Annotated in this window: 15 protein-coding genes; 12 read left to right on the top strand and 3 right to left on the bottom strand. The window is 63.4% G+C overall.

The window, feature by feature from the left end; translation table 11 throughout:
• Positions 1 to 9: 9 nt before the first annotated feature.
• Genes ASC76_RS06090 through ASC76_RS06100 form a run of 3 tightly spaced genes read right to left on the bottom strand, consistent with a single transcriptional unit; the run spans position 10 to position 3,589 of the window.
• A complete protein-coding gene (locus ASC76_RS06090) occupies positions 10 to 1,089 on the bottom strand; it encodes a WD40 repeat domain-containing protein (protein ID WP_056463979.1) in 1,080 nt (359 codons plus the stop codon).
• Between the two features lie 51 nt (positions 1,090 to 1,140).
• A complete protein-coding gene (locus ASC76_RS06095) occupies positions 1,141 to 2,034 on the bottom strand; it encodes an XrtA-associated tyrosine autokinase (RefSeq protein ID WP_056463981.1) in 894 nt (297 codons plus the stop codon).
• Between the two features lie 7 nt (positions 2,035 to 2,041).
• On the bottom strand, positions 2,042 to 3,589 hold the full coding sequence (locus tag ASC76_RS06100) for an XrtA system polysaccharide chain length determinant (RefSeq protein WP_056463986.1): 1,548 nt from the start codon (positions 3,587 to 3,589) through the stop codon (positions 2,042 to 2,044).
• Positions 3,590 to 3,762: 173 nt separating this feature from the next.
• Between ASC76_RS06100 and ASC76_RS25850 the strand changes: the two genes are divergently transcribed.
• From ASC76_RS25850 to ASC76_RS06160, 12 genes are all read left to right on the top strand, one after another.
• Positions 3,763 to 4,995 (top strand): sugar transferase, encoded by a 1,233-nt coding sequence (locus tag ASC76_RS25850; RefSeq protein ID WP_200947110.1) that lies wholly within the window; start codon positions 3,763 to 3,765, stop codon positions 4,993 to 4,995.
• Positions 4,996 to 5,038: 43 nt separating this feature from the next.
• Positions 5,039 to 6,019: an NAD-dependent epimerase/dehydratase family protein gene (locus tag ASC76_RS06110; RefSeq protein WP_056463988.1), complete on the top strand. Its 981-nt coding sequence runs from the start codon at positions 5,039 to 5,041 to the stop codon at positions 6,017 to 6,019.
• Complete coding sequence (locus ASC76_RS06115) at positions 6,016 to 7,221, top strand: DegT/DnrJ/EryC1/StrS aminotransferase family protein (RefSeq protein WP_082548826.1); 1,206 nt, start codon at positions 6,016 to 6,018, stop codon at positions 7,219 to 7,221. The genes ASC76_RS06110 and ASC76_RS06115 overlap by 4 nt, the downstream gene beginning before the upstream one ends.
• Positions 7,218 to 8,843 (top strand): O-antigen translocase, encoded by a 1,626-nt coding sequence (locus tag ASC76_RS06120; protein WP_082548827.1) that lies wholly within the window; start codon positions 7,218 to 7,220, stop codon positions 8,841 to 8,843. Before ASC76_RS06115 ends, ASC76_RS06120 begins: the two co-directional genes overlap by 4 nt.
• Positions 8,840 to 10,567, top strand: coding sequence for a glycosyltransferase (locus ASC76_RS25075; RefSeq protein WP_157615348.1), 1,728 nt, complete (start codon positions 8,840 to 8,842; stop codon positions 10,565 to 10,567). The genes ASC76_RS06120 and ASC76_RS25075 overlap by 4 nt, the downstream gene beginning before the upstream one ends.
• A 187-nt stretch (positions 10,568 to 10,754) precedes the next feature.
• Positions 10,755 to 11,735, top strand: a complete 981-nt coding sequence (gene galE, locus ASC76_RS06130) for a UDP-glucose 4-epimerase GalE (protein WP_200947140.1) — start codon at positions 10,755 to 10,757, stop codon at positions 11,733 to 11,735.
• Between the two features lie 81 nt (positions 11,736 to 11,816).
• On the top strand, positions 11,817 to 12,755 hold the full coding sequence (locus tag ASC76_RS06135; protein ID WP_056463996.1) for a UDP-glucuronic acid decarboxylase family protein: 939 nt from the start codon (positions 11,817 to 11,819) through the stop codon (positions 12,753 to 12,755).
• Positions 12,756 to 12,805: 50 nt separating this feature from the next.
• On the top strand, positions 12,806 to 13,813 hold the full coding sequence (locus ASC76_RS06140; RefSeq protein WP_056463998.1) for a glycosyltransferase family 2 protein: 1,008 nt from the start codon (positions 12,806 to 12,808) through the stop codon (positions 13,811 to 13,813).
• Positions 13,810 to 14,709, top strand: a complete 900-nt coding sequence (locus ASC76_RS06145) for a glycosyltransferase family A protein (protein WP_056463999.1) — start codon at positions 13,810 to 13,812, stop codon at positions 14,707 to 14,709. Before ASC76_RS06140 ends, ASC76_RS06145 begins: the two co-directional genes overlap by 4 nt.
• Before the next feature lie 24 nt (positions 14,710 to 14,733).
• A complete protein-coding gene (locus ASC76_RS06150; protein WP_056464001.1) occupies positions 14,734 to 16,083 on the top strand; it encodes a hypothetical protein in 1,350 nt (449 codons plus the stop codon).
• Positions 16,084 to 16,106: 23 nt separating this feature from the next.
• Positions 16,107 to 17,087 carry a glycosyltransferase family A protein gene (locus ASC76_RS06155; RefSeq protein WP_162247063.1) on the top strand — a complete coding sequence of 327 codons (981 nt, stop codon included), beginning with the start codon at positions 16,107 to 16,109 and terminating at the stop codon, positions 17,085 to 17,087.
• A 27-nt stretch (positions 17,088 to 17,114) separates the two neighbouring features.
• Complete coding sequence (locus ASC76_RS06160; protein ID WP_162247064.1) at positions 17,115 to 17,945, top strand: class I SAM-dependent methyltransferase; 831 nt, start codon at positions 17,115 to 17,117, stop codon at positions 17,943 to 17,945.
• Positions 17,946 to 17,993 lie beyond the last annotated feature (48 nt).

The following is a 17,993-nucleotide window of genomic DNA, read 5'->3' on the forward strand; positions in this document are numbered from 1 at the left end:
CTCGCCGCCTCAGGTCTTCCCGCGCTTGATCGTCTTGGCCGAGACCTGCCCCTGGTCGTCACCGACCAGCAGCAACGTCGGGTCCCGCACGTCGAACGCGATCGCATTGACCGCGGTCCCGGGGGCCGCGAATTCCTGGGTCAGGGCGTGCTGCGCGACGTCCCAGACCGAGACGGTGCCGTCGGCGCCGCCACCGGCCAGCACCGCGCCATCACGGCTGAATGCGAGCGTGCGGACGGCCGCCCGCTGCCCGCTCAGCGCCTGCACCTGCTGGCCGCTCGCCATGTCCCAGACGATGACCTTGCCGTCCTCGCCGGCGCTCGCGAGCAGCCTCCCGTCGGGGCTGAACGCCAGCGCGTTCACCTCGTCGGCATGACCGAGGAGCACGCGCACCAGCTTGCCGCTCGCCGTGTCCCAGACCTGGATGCGGGCATCCCCGCCACCGCCGGCCACCAGGCGCCCGTCCGGCGTGAAGCTCAGCGCGTTGACGAAATCGGTCGCGCCGCGCAGCACCCGCACGAGGCGGCCGGTGGTCGTGTCCCACAGCATCACGCGGGTCTCTTCGCCGCCGGCGGCCACCAGCGTGCCGCTGCCGTTCGCGGCCACGGCGCGCAGCACGCCTTCGTGCCCCTGCAGCGTCAGCGGCACATCGCCGGCGCCGACACGCCAGAGCTTCACCGCACTGTCGCGACCGGCGCTTAGCAGGTTCCGGCTGTCCGCGCTGAACAGCAGCCCGGCACTCGCCGGTCCACCGGCGGCCTTGAGCAGCTTCTTGGTCTTCAGGCTGCCCGGGTCGAGCACGCTGACGCCGCCGTCCGACGTCGCGATGCCGATCGAGCTGCCGTCGGGGGCGACCGCGATCGAGGTGACGCCCTTGCGCGCGAGCGATCTGGCCTTCGGCTTCTTGGCCGCGCTGAGGGCCTTCGCGGTGGGCGCTTCCACCGCGGCTGCGGTCGCGATCGCGGCGTCGGCCGCGGCGCGCTCCTCGCGGGCGTCTTCGCCTCCGCCGCAGGCCGCGAGCGCGAGGCCGACGGTCGTGCACGCCGCGAGCCCGCGGACGCGGCGGATCGGATCGGTGGCAATCTTCATGGGCAACTCCTGAACCCTGTCAAAACCGCGTGACGCCCGGTGTCGCCGGGCTCAGCCGGCGTACTCCCCGTAGCCGTACGGCGCACGTGCCTCGCTCGACTTGTTCAGCACCGACATCACGAGCGGACACTTCTCGAGCTCCGTCAAGGCTTGCGCCACCGCCCGGCGCGGCGTCGCGGCGGCCTCGACCACCAGCAACACCTGGCCGACCCACGACGCGAGCACCTTGGCCTCGCTGGTGACGAGCAGCGGCGGCGCGTCGAAGACGACGATGCGATCGCGCCCGGCGGCAGCCAGCGAGTCCAGCAGCGTGGCCATCGCATCGCTGACGAGCAACTCGGTCGAGACCGCGCTGCGCCGGCCGGCAGGCAGGACCGACAGCTTGGGCACGTTGGTCTCGCGGACCAGATCGGTCCACGCCAGGCTCGGATCCCCCAGCAGGTCGAGCAAACCCTCGTCGGCATGGAAGCCGAGGCGCTTCGGCAGCTCGGCACGGATGACATCGGCATCGATCAGCAGCACCGACGTGTCGATCTCAAGGGCGAGGCTCATCGCGAGGTTGATGGCGGTGAAGGTCTTGCCCTCGCCGGGCAACGCGCTCGTCACCATGATCAGCGAAAGCCTGCCGTCGGACGACTCGGCACCGCGCGCGTTGCGCAGCAGCGGCCGCTTGATCTGGCGGAACTCCTCGGGGATCGACGAGCCGGCATGGTGGGCCCCCAGCCACCCGAAGCGCTTCAGCGCGTCGAGATCGAGCTCGACGATCGGCCGCCGCGGGCCGCCGGTCATGCCGTTCGGCTGATCACGCGCCTCGGGGTGGATGGCGTCCACCCGCGGCAGGGCGCGCACGGTGGGTGCCTTGGCCGCGGCCGTCGCCCGCGGCACCGCCAGGCCCGCTTGCTCGAGTTGCTCCAGCCGCCGCGTCGCTTGCTCGATGATGCTCATGGGGCTCTCACTGCACCGGGGCCCGGGTGGCCATCCACGCGACCCACAGGACCTGGGCGACGACCAACAGCGCCAGCAACGCCCAGAACGACGGGAGACCCGCCGTCCGGGCATCGCCCATCGCACCCTGGACGGACAGCGAGCCCAGCACGGGTCGACCCGAGAACTGGCGCAGCGAATCGGTGTCTTCGAAGGTCGGGTGCATCATGTCCGCCAGCACGGCGGCGGCACCCCCGGCGACGAGCGACACGAGCAGGGCCAGCACCGCGAAGTGGATGCGCGCCGGGAACACGGGCTGCGCCGCGGTCCGCGCCGGTTCGATCAGGCGGAACTCGGCGAGCTGGGACGATTCGTCGAGCCGTTCGCCCAGCGTGGCCGACTCGCGCCGCGCGACCAGCACCTCGTAGTTCTTGCGGATCACGTCGTAATCGCGATTGAGCTGCGCCAGCTCCGCCTCGACCTGCGGCAGACGCCCTGCCATCGCCCGCGTCTGCTCCAGGCGCGCCTGCTGCGCGGCGAGCTGCGATCTCAGCGACGCGACCTGCACCTCGTTCTCGGCCAGCGAGACGCGCAACTTCTGGTAGACCGGGCTGGTCGCCGCCTTCCCTTGCTTGATGCCCAGGCGGGTCGCGGCCTCCTTGCGGGCGCGATTCTCGGCCTCGATCTCGGCGATCGTGCGGCGCGTACTCAGCACGTCGGGGTGCGCTTCGGTGTAGCGGCGCAACAGGTCGTCGAGCCGGCGGCGCTGCTCGTCGAGACGCGATTCACCGTCGCCGCCACTCCCGCGCGCCAGCATCTCCGCGGGCAGTTGCGGGTCTTCCGACTCGAGCTCGCGCCGGTACGTGTTGCGCGCCTGTTCCGCGGCGTTCAGTTCGACCCGCAGCTTGCTCACCTCCTCGCCGAGCGTCGAGATGCGCAGGAAGTAGTCCTGGTTGGACACGCCGGAGACGCCGAAATTGCGGACCTTGAAGTCCTTCAACCGATTCTCGGCGTCGGTCAGCTTGACCTCGTACACGGCGATCTGCTCGTCGATGAAACGGGCCGCTTCCTGCGAGTCGCGCTTCTTGGAACCGGTCCCGGAGTTCATGAACAGGTCGACGGTCGCCTGAACCACGTTGCGCGCGTCGGCCGGCGCCGTGCCACGGTAGGTGATCTCGAACAGGTTGCTCGACGCGGTCGGCACGATCTTGATCCGCTCCATCAGGCGCAAGGCCGTGGCCTCGCGCTTCGCCGGGTCGGTCTCGCCCAGGTTCAGGTCGGGGCGCTCCATGAGCTTCTCGACGTTGGCGCGCGAGATCAGGGTGCGGGCGAGCATGGCGACCTGTTGATCGATGTCGGGCTGGTAGGTCAGGCCGGTCATCAGCGGCTTGAGGACCGTCTGGGTGTCGACGAAGATCCGCGCGGTGGCCTGGTAGCGGTTGGGCACGAACTGGACGGCGACCGCGCCCAGCACGGCCACCACGGTGCTGACCCCGAGCGCGAGCCGGCGCCGCTTGAGCACCTGCTGCGCGATGTGCCGAACGTTCGCGACGAACGCCTCGATCGGGTTGTCCACTGCGTGACTGCCTTTCCGCGGGCGCTGACCGCCTGCGATGCCTCGAGTCCGTCGAACTCCCATAGAGCGACGGCCCGGACTCAGTTGTATGGGGGCACCCGCGTCTCACGCTTGCGAAAACGCAATGGGACCGGAGGCGCTTCGCGCATCCTGCGGGCAACGAGGTCGACCACATGCCTGACGCCCAAGCCGCCACCGCCAACCCCAGCCTGACGGAGCGATCGCCGCTCCTCCCCCCGGCGAGCGACGCGATGCCGTCTCACGAGGGCGCGACGGTGCTCAACGTCGCCGGCCGCCTGCGCCCCTCACGCCGCCTGCGTGCGGTGGAGCGGGATCGTCAGCCGCCGCCGGATGCCGGTCGGGCGCGCACCACGTTGCCGAGCAACGACTTCCTGAAGGACGTGACGCGCGAGACGCGCCGCGCCGAGCGCTCGCACACACCGCTGTCGCTGCTGGTGTTCCGCATCGACGACACCCGACTGGACGACGCATTCGGCGCAGACGGCCTCCTCGAGCTGCTGCACCGCACGACCCGCGCGACCGACATCATCGGCCTGCAGCAGGACCGGGCCGTGGCGGTGCTCTGCCCGGACACCGACGAAACCGGCATGCAGGCCTTCATGGACAAGGTGCGCACGCAATGCGGCAGCGCCACCCTGGACGTCGAAGCCGCGACCTACCCGGACGCGCTGTTCGAGAGCCTGGGCAACGGCACGCGGCCGCGGCCGGCGGCAGCCCCGTTCATCGCCCGGGACGGCGCGCGGCCCAGCAACGGCACCTATGCGGCCAAACGCCTGCTCGACATCGTGGGCGCCTCGCTTGCACTCATCTTCTTCGCCCCGTTGATGCTCGTCGTCGCGCTGGTCATCGCGACGACCTCGCAAGGAGAGGTGATCTTCCGTCAGACCCGCCTCGGCAAGGGCGGCGTGCCCTTCACGTTCTACAAGTTCCGCTCGATGATTCCGCGCGCCGACGACGCGATCCACCGCGCCTATGTCGCGAGCCTGATCAAGGACGCGGTGCCGGCCGGCGCCGCCGGCTCGGGCGCCCCCTACAAGCTCCAGCACGACCCGCGCGTGACGTGGATCGGCCGCCTGATCCGCAAGACCAGCATCGACGAGTTGCCGCAGCTCTTCAACGTGCTGAAGGGCGAGATGAGCCTGGTCGGCCCGCGCCCGCCGATTCCGTACGAGGCGGCGCAATACCAGCCGTGGCACCTGCGCCGCGTCCTCGACCTGAAGCCCGGCATCACCGGCCTGTGGCAGGTCGAAGGCCGCAGCCGCGTGACGTTCAACGACATGGTGCGGATGGACCTGCGCTACTGCCGCGAGTGCTCGCTCGCGCTCGACATCCGGATCCTGCTTCGCACCGTGCTCGTGGTCGCGCGCTGCGAAGGCGCGGTCTGACACCCGGGCGCGAAGACCCGACAACGAACGAGACCGACCGACCATGAAAATCGACGGCGCACGCATCCTCGTTACCGGCGGAGCCGGGCTGATCGGCTCGACCACGGTCGACCTGCTCTTGCACGAGCACGACCCGCGCGAGATCGTGATCCTCGACGACCTGGTGCGCGGCTCGCGCGCCAACCTCGAACACGCGCTGCACGACCCCCGCGTCACCTTCGTGCGGGGCGACATCTGCGATGCGGCCACGGTGCGCGACGCGAGCGCCGGCATCGACGCGGTGATCCACCTCGCCGCCCTGCGCATCACCGCCTGCGCGGCGGACCCGCGCCGCGCGCTGCAGGTGATGTGCGATGGCAGCTTCAACGTCGTCGACGCGGCGCAGAAGGCGGGCGTGAAACGCGTCGTGGCCGCGTCGTCGGCCTCGATCTACGGCCTGGCCGACTCGTTTCCGACCCGCGAAGACCACCACCCCTACAACGACGCCACCTGGTACGGCACGAGCAAGGTGATGCTAGAAGGCCTGCTGCGCTCGTACCACGCGATGCACGGCCTGTCGTTCGCGGCGATGCGCTACTTCAACGTCTACGGCCCGCGCATGGACATCCACGGCAAGTACACCGAGGTGCTGATCCGCTGGATGGAGCGCCTTGCTGGCGGACAGCCGCCGCTGATCCTGGGAAATGGCCTGCAGACGATGGATTTCATCTACATCGACGACGTTGCGCGCGCCAACGTGCTCGCGCTATGTGCGGACGCGCCGGCCGAGGCCTTCAACGTCGCCAGCGGCACCGAGACCTCGCTGCGAGACCTGGCCGCCGCGCTCTCCGCGGCGATGGACCGCAGCGACCTGACCCCGGTCCACGGCCCGGAACGCAGCATCAACCCGGTGTCGCGCCGCCTGGCCGACACGACCAAGGCCGAACGCATGCTCGGGTTCCGCGCCCAGGTGGGGTTGAGCGATGGCCTGCGGCGGCTCGTGGCGTGGTGGCACGAGGCCCGGCAGTTCGAGGCGCACGCATGATCCCGATCGCCAAGCCGGTGATGGGCGAGGCCGAAGCCGACGCGGCGCGCCGCGTGATCCTCAGCGGCTGGATCACACAAGGTCCGGAGGTGGCGGCGTTCGAGAAGGAGTTCGCCGAATACGTCGGCGCACCGCACGCCTGCGCCGTCTCGAACTGCACCACCGCCCTGCACCTGGCCCTGCTGGTGGCGGGCGTCAAGCCCGGTGACGAGGTCATCACCGTCAGCCACTCGTACATCGCCACCGCCAACAGCATCCGCTACTGCGGCGCGACGCCGGTGTTCGTCGACATCGAGCCCGACACCTTCAACATCGATCCGGCGCTGATCGAGCCGGCCATCACCCCGAAGACCCGTGCGATCCTGTGCGTCCACCAGATCGGCATGCCGTGCGACCTCGCCCGCATCGTGCCGATCGCGCGGAAGCATGGCCTGCCGCTGATCGAGGATGCCGCGTGCGCAATCGGCAGCGAGATCCAATGGAACGGAGAGTGGGAAAAGATCGGCAAGCCGCACGGCGACGTGGCGTGTTTCTCGTTTCACCCGCGCAAGGTGATCAGCACCGGTGACGGCGGGATGCTCACCACAAAACGTGCGGAGTGGGATGCGCAGTTTCGGCTACTGCGTCAGCATGCCATGAGCGTCCCGGACACCGTTCGCCACGGGTCTGATCAGGTCATCTTCGAATCCTATCCGACGGTAGGTTTCAACTACCGCATGACAGATATTCAGGCGGCGATAGGTCGCGAGCAACTCAGGCGCCTGCCCGAAATCATCGTCGATCGCCGCCGACTTGCCTCGCGCTACGCAGCGATGCTCCAATCCGTCCCTGGTGTGTCAGCACCTTGCGAGCCGTCCCACCTTCGCTCAAACTGGCAGAGCTACTGCGTGCGCCTGCCGCAGCATTGCGAACAGATCGAGGTCATGCAGTCGTTGCTCGACCGACAGATCGGCTCTCGCAGGGCGATCATGTGTGCGCATCGCGAGCCTGCGTATGACTTTTTGAGACTTGGCGCGCCTTTGCCGCACTCTGAGGACGTGCAGGATCACTGCATTCTGCTACCCATATTTCCAGGTCTATCGGACCTTCAGCAGAGGCAAGTTGTCAGGGCATTGACTGAACTTTGCAGACCCGAACCTCCTGAGCCATCAGGCGCCCTTCACGCCAGCCTCGCTGAACAGGGCGCCGAAAGGGCAACATGAGTGCCTCGATCACCGGCAAATCTGCCACAGAGGCAGCGGCAGCCTCGGCAGATGCCGACGACGCATTGAACACTACCCCTGACGAACAAGATGCGGCGTCGCGCTCCTATGTCCAAATACTCGTATCGTCCGTTCTGATCGGCGGGTCCTCGATTGTCAACGTTGCGATTTCAATCGTCCGCACCAAGTTGCTGGCAGTCATGCTCGGTCCGGCTGGCTTCGGGCTGTTGGCATCCTTCACGGTAATTGCCGAGATGGCGCGCAGCTGGGCCGCACTTGGAATCAGCAGCAGCGGCGTAAGACAAATCGCCGCCTCTAACGGCACGGGTGACTTGCAGAAGATTGCCTTGACCGTTGTCGTGATGCGCCGTACCGCTCTGGTTCTCGGTGTGCTCGGAGCAGTCGGGTTGGCCTTCGCTTCACGTCCCGTCTCCCAACTGACCTTTGGAAGTGAAGTTCAGGCCAGCGCCGTCGCACTTCTCGGATTGGTGGTCTTCTTTCGGATGATGAGTGATGCTCAGGCGGCCCTTCTGCAGGGGATGCGGCGAATCGGAGATATCGCGCGCGGAGGAATCATCGGCACACTCGTCGGCTCGGCTCTCATGATCGGCGCGGTCTACTGGCGGGGAGACCAAGGGCTGGCGCTTGCGCTTGTGCTCGGCGCAGCAGGCTCTACGGTCATTCTTTGGGCTTACAGCCGACGCGTCCAGGTAGCGCCACTTAACGCGAGCGCGCGGCACATCCGCCTCGAGACCGCCAACCTTCTTCGGCTTGGCTTGGCATTCCTGGTGAGCGGGCTATTGATGACAGGAGCGACCTATGCGGTTCGCGTGATAGTGATCAAGGAGCAAGGTCTCGAAGCCGCAGGAATCTATCAGGCCGCGTGGACGCTCGGAGGCTTGTACGTCGGCTTCATTCTTTCCGCGATGGGCGCTGATTTTTATCCCCGGTTGGTGGGAGCGGCTGAAAGCAACAGGGACACCAATCGCCTCGTCAATGAGCAGACCCGCGTCAGCATCTTGCTGGCAGCACCGGGAGTAATTGCCACCCTTGTATTCGCCCCTGTCTGCGTCTCCGCCTTTTACACATCCGACTTTGCACCCGCAGCTGAGGTACTTCGCTGGATTTGCATGGGCATGGCCCTGCGCATCATTTCTTGGCCCATGGGCTACATCATCGTCTCTCGCAATCACCAGCTCATGTTCATTCTCACCGAACTCGCCTGGGTGGTTGTCAACGTCGGGTCCACATTCGTCCTTGTCAAGGCTTGGGGAATCGTAGGCGTTGGAGTTGCATTCTTTCTCTCTTACGTTTTCCATGTGGCAATCATCTACCCCATCGCCCGACGAATCTCGGGCCTGCGTTGGGATCCCGACAATGTCCGATCCAGCATCCTGCTCGTCGGATCGATGTGTGGCGTGACGGTTGGCTATGCAGTTCTGCCGAACTATGTGGCCAACTCAATTGGAGCCTTCACCGCATTGGGCGCTTGTGCCTACTCGATTCGAAACATTGCAACTCTTGTACCGCCCGACAGGGTGCCGAAGAGACTTCGTCGCCTGATCTACTGGCATCGACGCGACAGGGCACCAAGTGGCGCGCCAGGGGTGAAGTTGCCATGAGTCGTCTTCCGTCCGGATGCTCCGAGCGCGTACTGATTGCAGAGGCTGTGCACCGGATCGCCGACGGTTCAGGTGACCATGCGAGGAATGATCTGCGACGTGCGTATGTGCGCTCGAATGACGCGATCTATCAAAGAATGCTCGAACGCATTGCAGAGACGCAGCGAACGAATGACACGGAGAAGACGATCGCGGCGATCGGTGCCGCAGCATCGTTTGCTACAGGCTTTCATGGTGGACGATTCTCGGACGGCGCGTTGGAGAATCTGCTTCTTAATATCGGTCGAACGAAGATCGAATTTGAGCCGCTGTGTGAGCGGCCGCGCCCCTCGGGCGGTCCGCTTCGAGTTCTGCACGTCGCCACACAGGTCTTGGAGGTGGGAGGACACACTCGCATGCTGCATCGGTGGATCGCCGAAGACAGCGACAACGAGCATTCAATCGCACTGACTCGGCAAGAGCGCACTCCAATTCCCGATTGGCTCTTACGAGACGTCAGGCTTTCTGATGGCCACTTGCTGGTTCTTGACCAATCCGAAACGTATTGCCACAACGCGTCGCGCCTGCGTTCCTACGCGTACAGCCTTGCCGACTTGGTAGTCATACATCACTCGGGTGCCGACGTCATCCCCACGCTCGCGTTCTCCGCGGATGGCGGACCTTCTGTCGCCATTCTCAATCATGCCGATCACTCGTTTTGGCTTGGCAGTTCCGTTGCAGACATCTGCATTGACCTTCGCTCGATCACCAGAGAATTTACGGTGAGACGCCGATACGTTCCTCGCACTGCGCTTCTTCCAATTCCTCTGACCTCGCCAATCAACAATATAGACCGCACAGCCCAGCGCCGAGAACTTTGCCTTGAAGCCGATGATGTGATGCTCCTGACGGTCGCCCGGGCAATCAAATTCCGACCCTGCGCTGGACAGAACTTCATGGCGACCGTAGAGAACCTGCTGAATGCGGACTCCCGCCTTCATCTCTATGTCATCGGCGAGACCCCGGAGGGCATGGCGCATCAATTGGGAAGGTCTGTGCACCCTCGAATCCACTGCGTCGGCACCGTGGTCGACACCACCGGCTACAGGGCTGCATGCGACATCTATATTGAGTCATTTCCATTTGGCTCGAACACATCGCTTCTCGAAGCTGCTCTTTTCGGGATCCCCGTGGTGCCTGCCTGCAAGCCGCTCACGAATCTTCTGATTGCGCATAACGACTCCCTCGAAGACATCCTCGACAACCCCGCGAGCGAAGATGAGTATTGCGCGCGGATCCGCACCCTCGCCCGAGACCCAGACACTCGTCGCGCGTTCGGCCACACGCTCCGCGAGAGATTGCTGAAGCATCACGTAGGACCCGCCTGGAAAATGCACTTGAATCGCGTGTATTTGTCGGCGGCAGCGCTGCTTCATCAACCAAGGCCTATCCCTGTCACCAACTGCGAGACAACGGACGATGACGTAGGTCTCGGCTTGTTCAACGCCATGGCCGACGGGCGTTCGCACCACGGAGACCCCATTTCAAGGTTGGCCAATCTCCGTCACTCCGCCTTCGCCGCCAAGTACGTGGGTGACTTTGGCATGGCTCGCTCCTTCTCGCTTTCTGCGCTGCGCATCGATGCGCTCGGGTCCCAGACCTGGCGTTTGTTTCTCGCAAGCCTTGTCGGACCACTCGCGAGGCTGGCGTCAACCCTCTGGCGCAGTGATGGAAAGTCAGCATGACCGCCGGCTCAACTTCCGCTGACGACCTGGTCGCACCGCGCAAGCACGCGCGAGTGCTGTCGCCACTTTTCGCGGCTGCTCGGTGGCCAGTCATCCCAAGAGCGCTCGCGTTCGTGCCGGCCTTCTCTGCAGCGACGCATCTCAATGACCCGCGAGCCCTCCGAACGAAAGTCACAACATGAAGCCCATACCCGTACTTGTGACCGGCGGGGCCGGATATGTCGGCAGTCACGCTTGCAAGGCGCTGTCTCGCGCGGGCTATTTGCCCATCACCGTGGACAGCCTGGTGAGCGGCCATCGTTCGGCTGCCCAATGGGGGCCTCTCATCGTGGGTGACATCGGCGAACCGGAGGTCTTGAAGGTCGCGTTCGAGCATCGACCCGTCGCCGTCCTTCACTTTGCTGCCTTCGCGTACGTCGGTGAATCGGTGCACTCACCGGACAAGTACTACCGAAACAACGTGGCGAACACATTGAATCTGCTCGACGCGATGCGGCAGCAAGGTTGCAAGCACATCGTGTTCTCGAGCACCTGTTCGACTTACGGAATTCCGGAGGCAGGCTTGATTTCCGAAGACCACCCCCAGCGCCCGATCAACCCGTACGGTCGCAGCAAGCTGATGGTGGAGCAGATTCTTCGGGACTACGGACATGCTTACGGCATCGACAGCGTGTCGCTGCGCTACTTCAACGCTGCGGGTGCCGATCCCGAAGGTGATCTGGGTGAGGATCACGATCCGGAAACACACCTGATTCCATCCGTCATCCAGTCCGCGCTCGGACAGCGCAGTCATGTTCAAGTCCTAGGGACCGACTATCCGACGCCGGACGGCACTGCGGTACGCGATTACACGCACGTGACTGATCTGGCTGACGCGCACGTGTTGGCCCTCGGGCACCTCAGCTCGGGAAAGGGTACCGCGGCGCTCAACCTCGGCACTGGCCACGGCCACTCGGTGCTAGAGGTAATCGCCGCGGTCGAACGGGCCATGGGCGTGCTCGTTCCACGCGGAAATGCCCCCCGGAGATCCGGGGATCCGCCAGTGCTGGTCGCCAATCCGGCGCTCGCGCGCGCCGTGCTCGGATGGGTTCCCAAGTACACGTCGCTGGCGGACGTCGTAGGAACTGCCGTGATGTGGCACCGCTCGCGGCAAACCATCGCGGCCTAGGCCGCGCACCGACGCGGTACCTTGCCTCGCGAAGGCGCAAGACGTGAAGTCATCGACAACGAGCGTGGAAGGAATCGAAATATGCGACGAGTTCTGGTAACGGGCGGGGCGGGCTTTCTCGGGTCGCACCTTTGCGACCGGCTGATCGAGCGCGGTGATGACGTCCTCTGCGTCGACAACTTCTACACCGGCAGCAAGCGCAACGTCGCCCATCTGTTCGGCCATCCGCACTTCGAACTGATGCGGCACGACGTGACGTTTCCGTTGTATGTCGAAGTTGATCGAATATTCAATCTTGCCTGCCCTGCGTCGCCGATCCACTATCAAAGGGATCCCGTACAGACAACCAAGACCAGCGTCCACGGCGCGATCAACATGCTCGGGCTCGCGAAGCGGATCCGGGCGCGCATTCTCCAAGCTTCGACCAGCGAGGTATACGGCGATCCCGAGGTGCACCCGCAGCCGGAAGATTATTCGGGGCGCGTCAATCCGATCGGAATTCGCAGCTGCTACGACGAAGGTAAGCGTTGCGCTGAAACCTTGTTCTTCGACTACCACCGCCAGCTCAGCCTGGAAATCAAGGTCGTTCGCATCTTCAACACCTACGGACCGCGGATGCATCCTAACGATGGGCGCGTCGTCAGCAACTTCATCGTCCAGGCACTGCGCGGACAGGACATTTCCATTTACGGCGACGGGTTGCAAACGCGCAGCTTCTGCTACGTCGACGATCTCATCGACGCGATGCTGCGAATGATGGACACGCCGGGCGATTTCACCGGCCCGGTCAACATCGGGAATCCAGGCGAGTTCACGATGCTCGAGTTGGCGGAGATGGTCATCGGGCTGACAGACAGTCGCTCGAAGATCATCTTCCGGCCATTGCCGCCCGACGATCCCCGCCAACGAAAGCCCGACATCACTCTGGCAAAGGAAAAGCTCGACTGGGAGCCGATGGTTTCATTGGTCGATGGACTGAAGCAGACGATCGACTACTTCCGGAAAGTAGTGGATCAATGAGCGCGCTTCACAAAGCGAGGCGCCTCCCTACGTCTGACTAACCTTGAAACGTGGTCACGATCTCCATCATCATCGTCAACTGGGAGTCGAAAGACCTCCTGCGCAAGTGCCTGCGTTCGCTGGAACAGTACGAGCCCAGTCGCGACCACGAGATCATCGTCGTGGATTCGGGGTCGTTCGACGGTTGCGGCGACATGCTCTCGCACGAGTTCGGTTACGTGAGATTCATCCAGAGTCAAGAGAACGTGGGCTTTGGAATGGCCAACAACATCGGTGTCCGTCACGCGCGCGGTTCGGTGCTGGTGCTGCTCAATCCCGATACCGAGCTCCTTCAGCCGACGATCGCGCCTCTTGTGGCATGCCTGAAGCAACTGCCGTTGGCCGGAATCCTTGGATGCAAGTTGCTGAATTCCGACCGATCGCTCCAGGTGACGTGCGTGCAGCCCTTTCCGACGATTTCAAATCAGGTGTTTGACTCGGCATCGATGCAGAGGCGGTTCCCGCGCATGCCATTGTGGACAAGCGCCATCACCTACGACAACGAATCCGGACCAGTCGCTGTCGAAGCCGTGATCGGCGCCTGCATGGTGATGAAAAAAGAATGCTTCGAATCGATTGGGGGATTCAGCGCCGACTACTTCATGTATGCGGAGGACATCGATCTCTGCTACGAGACAAGGCGGATCGGGCTCCTCACCTACTATGCACCGCACGTCCAGCTGATCCACCATGGTGGCGGTAGCACCAAGACCGCCAAGACCGGGCACAGTCGGTTCAGCAGCGTCCTGATGCGGCAGTCAGTCATGAGGATGATGCAAAGGCGCAGAGGACTGCTCTATGCGCTCGGCTATCGCATGGCAATGATTGTTGTTGCAGCGACTCGGCTCACTGTCCTGTTGGCTTGGCTTCCCGCTGCGGCGGCCCGGCATCGTCTTCCTGCGTGGCGTACTTCGGTAGCAAAGTGGGTCGCGATACTCAGGTGGGGACTGGGAATGGAGAACTGGGTTGGGCAACGCCAGCCCATCGCACGCCAGAGTTCTGCGGCGAGGTCAACATGACTGTCACACCAGCCACGCCATGCGTACCCTACATCGTCGTATCACCGACTCGAAATGAGCGTGATTACCTGCCATTGACGATTGCTTCGATGTGCGCACAGTCGTGCAGACCAATGCAATGGTTGCTGGTGGACGATGGTTCCTCGGACGGAACCGCGGCGATCGTCGATGCCGCAGCTCGGGAGCATCCGTGGATTGTGGCCATCCATCGCCGTGACCGCGGCTTTCGACAAGCCGGGACGGGAGTCGTCGAAGCCTTCTATGCGGGCTACCAGGCCATCACCGCCCCGTGGAGGTACATCGTCAAACTGGATGGTGACCTCTCATTCGCACCGGACTACTTCGAACGATGCATCGAGAAGCTCGAGTCCGATCGCCAACTCGGCATCGTCGGTGGCACTTGCTCCGTATTCAAGGGTGAGGATCTGGTCACGGAGTTCCCCGGAGAGCCTCAATTCCACGTTCGCGGTCCGACGAAGATCTACCGACGTGAATGCTTCGAAGCCATCGGCGGTCTCGTCAAGGCGCCGGGATGGGACACGATCGACCAGATGAAGGCCAACATGCTCGGCTGGAAGACCGCGACCTTGGAGGACATACCGATCGTTCATCACCGTTCGACCGGTCACGCCTACGGCTCGTGGTCGAACTTCACGAAGAACGGCTTGGCCAATTACATATCCGGATACCACCCATTTTTTATGCTGCTGAAATGCATGAAGCGCGCGATTTCACGTCGCTTTCCAAAGGGGGTTCTGGAGAGCTGCGGGTTGTTCTATGGCTTTGCCCGAGGGTACCTGACGCGCGCTCCTCGCGTGGCCGACGCCGCCCTCATCCGATACGTACAAGACCAGCAGTGGCGCGCGCTCTCGTTTCGAAGCAGTCTCTGGCGTTGAATCAGGTTGGTACCGAGACCCTAGATGAACGCACTCGGCTCAGTCATCTTTACAGTCATCGCCGCGCCCCTTCTGCTCGGGAACCGCCGTATCGCACTGCTCGCGATGATGGCATCCGTTCTGTATCTTCCACAGCAGCAAGCCATCGAGATCGTGAGCGTCAACATGACCGGCATCCGCTTGCTCGAGTTGGTGGCGCTGGTACGGATCGTGTCTCGTGGCGAACTTTCTGCGATCGCCTGGAACAAGCTCGACTCACTGTTCCTGTGCGTTTACGGCTATACGCTCTCAGTTTTCTTGCTGCGATCCGATTCCGGACAATTGGAGGTCATCGGCGGCGCGGTGGATGCAACGCTCTGCTATTTCACGTTCCGTGCGCTGTTGCGCGAGCAGGACGAAGTTGAATGGTTTCTGCGCGCGCTTGTCGTGATCATCGTTCCGTTTCTGATTCTGCTTTCGATCGAGTCGACCACCGGGGTGAACCCGTTCTCAGCGCTGGGAACGTGGCACTCCTGGGTCGAGCTTCGCGGTGACCGCCCTCGAGTGATGGGGAGCTTTCGAAATCCTTCCCTGTTGGGGACGCTCGGCGCCGCCTTCATGCCGCTCTACATCGCCCAACTCGTTTCGGGCACCGCGAAGAAGTCGGCGGTGCTCGGGTTGCTGGCTTGCACCTACGTTGTCTACGTGGCCAATTCCGGCGGCCCACTCGGTGCTGTAGCGGTGGGAATATTGGGCTGGCTCTGCTGGGTGATGAGGCAGCGCATGTACCTGCTGAGAGGGCTGCTTCTCACCACCGTCTGCTTGCTCGCTGTGGCGATGAACGCGCCCGTCTGGTCCTTGATCGAGCGAGTCAGCTCCCTGAGCGGGGGTAGTGGCTGGCATCGCGCGCACCTGCTGACGATGGCTTATCGAGACATCGATCTATGGTGGCAGGCGGGCATGCCCGTCTCGCAGACGCGCGACTGGTTCCCCTATGTGCTGGGGTTGACCGACACAGCCGACATCACCAACACATTCCTGGATTTCGGCCTCAAGGCAGGATTGCCCGCGGCGGTCCTGTTCATCTGCCTGTTGTCGTTGGCGTACAGCCGTTTGGGTCAAGCGATCAAGGCGTCCGAGAGCTTGACCAGTCAACGGCCTGCTCGCCTGATGCTCTGGGGTCTGGGCTGTACGTTGACCGTCCACGTCGCGAACTGGTTCAGCATCACGTACTTCGATCAGATCGCGGTCGTCTGGTACTTCCAACTGGCGGCGATATCGACGCTGTCCCATCGGCTACTGGCAGTCGACGCCTCGAGCACTGATGCGAGAAAAGTCCGGAACAGAATCGCCACTCAGTTGCCCGGCACGTCGCGTTACCCGGAGCTCCGATGATTCAGTCCGGAGACTCGACCTTCATGATCGACAAGCCACTCGTCACCGTCGTCGTCTGCGTGTTCAACGCGGGGCACTATCTGCGCGAGGCTCTGCTGAGCGTCCTCAACCAAAGCTATGCCAATCTGGAAATCATCGTTGTCGACGACGGCAGCACCGACGACTGTTTCTCACATGTCGCAGATCTACATGATCCGCGTCTGGAGATCCTGCGACAGGAGAATCGCGGAAAGCCCGCCGCCCTGAACGCCGCCTTGCGTCGCATGACGGGTGCGTATTACGCCGTTCATGACGCCGACGACATCAGTCACCCTGATCGAATTGCGCATCAGCTGGATTGCCTCGTTCGGAATCCGCTCGTTGCGGGAGTATTTTGCGGCTTCGATCTGATACTGCGCGATCGAAAGGTGGCACCAGTCTTCTCGGCAAAGGACGTGGACCGCTGCACTTGGGACATCGCCCGGATGCACATGCCCGGTCACGATCCCACGGCGATGTATCGCGCCAGTGCGGTGCGTGGCATCCAGTACGACGAGTCGTTACCGATCGTCGAGGGATACGACTATGTCCTGCGCGTGGGGGAGCAGTTCCCATTGATGGTTCTCGGCGAATGCCTGTACTCCTACCGAGTGCACTGGAACACCGTGACCAAGCGCGATCCTTCCCATCGTTGCGAGATGCTGCGGCAGGCCGTGGCGAAGGTCCATGCAAGGCGGCACATTCCCCTCGATCCCGCCAATTTGCCACCGATGCCAGAGGCTCGTCGCGTGCGCAATCGGCTACGCGACAACGATCTGGTTTCGCATTTCATGGTGAGCGTTCTCGACTTGCGGCATACCGGGGAGTGGGTACGCGCGATCAAGGTGGCTTTCAGTTGCATTGCGCTGCATCCCGAAGATCCCTACTACTACAAGCCGCTGGCCTATGCCCTCGGGCCCTTGGGTTTCATCGACACCTATCGCGCGAACAAGGAGCTCGCGCTGCGAGCCCAAGTCGGTGCCTAACCAGTCTTCTAGCGACGACCGATGTCCATGAAACTCCCCAACCTCAGCTACATGGTCAAGATCGGACAGCTGCGCTACATCCAGTCCAGGTACGAATCTGGCGGATGCAGGAGCCCGGACCACCTGTCTCACGAGCTGCTATCGCCGGGGCAGATCGTGGGAGCTCATGTGCGAGGGGTATTCCGACTCGACCACCTAAGGCGCAATCCCTTCTACTATTACGTGCTCGCGCGCACGAAGTACTACGACGATGTCTTTTGCAAGGCCATCGAGCTGGGTTTCGACGCCATCGTGAACATCGGCTGCGGCAGCGACACGCGGGCACATCGCTTTGCCGCTGAACTTCGGCGCGCGGGCTGCAACGTGATCGAGTGCGATCAGGCCACTGCGATCGAAACGAAGCGGCAACTCGCTGGACGCAAGTGGCCGGCTGACCAGGTTGTCTACCAGGCCATCGATTTGAACGATTCGGCTTGGCCACAATTGGAGGCGGCACTCCGGCCGTGGCGAATGGTGCTGGTCATGATGGAAGGCGTCAGCCCCTACATCGACCAGAACTGCTTCGCGGCGTTTCTGGACTTTCTTGCGCGCAACCTTCCTGCCATGAGTCGGATTGCGTACGACTTCAAGCTGCGCGGCAGCGCCGATGACTTCGGGCGGCAGGGCCGGACGATCCAGCCGTTCCGCCTGCCCGCAGACGAATCAGCGGTGACCGAGTTCCACCGTCGGCGAGGGCTGATTGTTGACCACTTCGCCCAAGGATCAGAGATGTCGCTGAACTACCTTCCCACGCTTGAAAGCGCCGCTTTCCCACTCTTCACGGCCGATGCGCTAGTCCAACTTCGCATCGCGAGATAGCGGTCAGGATAGGCTTCAACCGCGCCCGGCCGAATCCGACCTCACATC

It is taken from the genome of Rhizobacter sp. Root404, from assembly GCF_001425865.1.
Lineage (GTDB): Bacteria > Pseudomonadota > Gammaproteobacteria > Burkholderiales > Burkholderiaceae_C > LMDS01.

What these genes read in the sequence shown, in the direction of transcription:
- ASC76_RS25075 (WP_157615348.1), top strand. Translation starts at nt 8,840, where the DNA reads ATGAGTCGTCTTCCGTCCGGATGCTCCGAGCGCGTACTGATTGCAGAG.
- ASC76_RS06160 (WP_162247064.1), top strand. Translation starts at nt 17,115, where the DNA reads ATGAAACTCCCCAACCTCAGCTACATGGTCAAGATCGGACAGCTGCGC.
- ASC76_RS06115 (WP_082548826.1), top strand. Translation starts at nt 6,016, where the DNA reads ATGATCCCGATCGCCAAGCCGGTGATGGGCGAGGCCGAAGCCGACGCG.
- ASC76_RS06155 (WP_162247063.1), top strand. Translation starts at nt 16,107, where the DNA reads ATGATCGACAAGCCACTCGTCACCGTCGTCGTCTGCGTGTTCAACGCG.
- ASC76_RS06120 (WP_082548827.1), top strand. Translation starts at nt 7,218, where the DNA reads ATGAGTGCCTCGATCACCGGCAAATCTGCCACAGAGGCAGCGGCAGCC.
- ASC76_RS06090 (WP_056463979.1), bottom strand. Translation starts at nt 1,089, where the DNA reads ATGAAGATTGCCACCGATCCGATCCGCCGCGTCCGCGGGCTCGCGGCG.
- ASC76_RS06145 (WP_056463999.1), top strand. Translation starts at nt 13,810, where the DNA reads ATGACTGTCACACCAGCCACGCCATGCGTACCCTACATCGTCGTATCA.
- ASC76_RS06095 (WP_056463981.1), bottom strand. Translation starts at nt 2,034, where the DNA reads ATGAGCATCATCGAGCAAGCGACGCGGCGGCTGGAGCAACTCGAGCAA.
- ASC76_RS25850 (WP_200947110.1), top strand. Translation starts at nt 3,763, where the DNA reads ATGCCTGACGCCCAAGCCGCCACCGCCAACCCCAGCCTGACGGAGCGA.
- ASC76_RS06110 (WP_056463988.1), top strand. Translation starts at nt 5,039, where the DNA reads ATGAAAATCGACGGCGCACGCATCCTCGTTACCGGCGGAGCCGGGCTG.
- ASC76_RS06150 (WP_056464001.1), top strand. Translation starts at nt 14,734, where the DNA reads ATGAACGCACTCGGCTCAGTCATCTTTACAGTCATCGCCGCGCCCCTT.
- ASC76_RS06135 (WP_056463996.1), top strand. Translation starts at nt 11,817, where the DNA reads ATGCGACGAGTTCTGGTAACGGGCGGGGCGGGCTTTCTCGGGTCGCAC.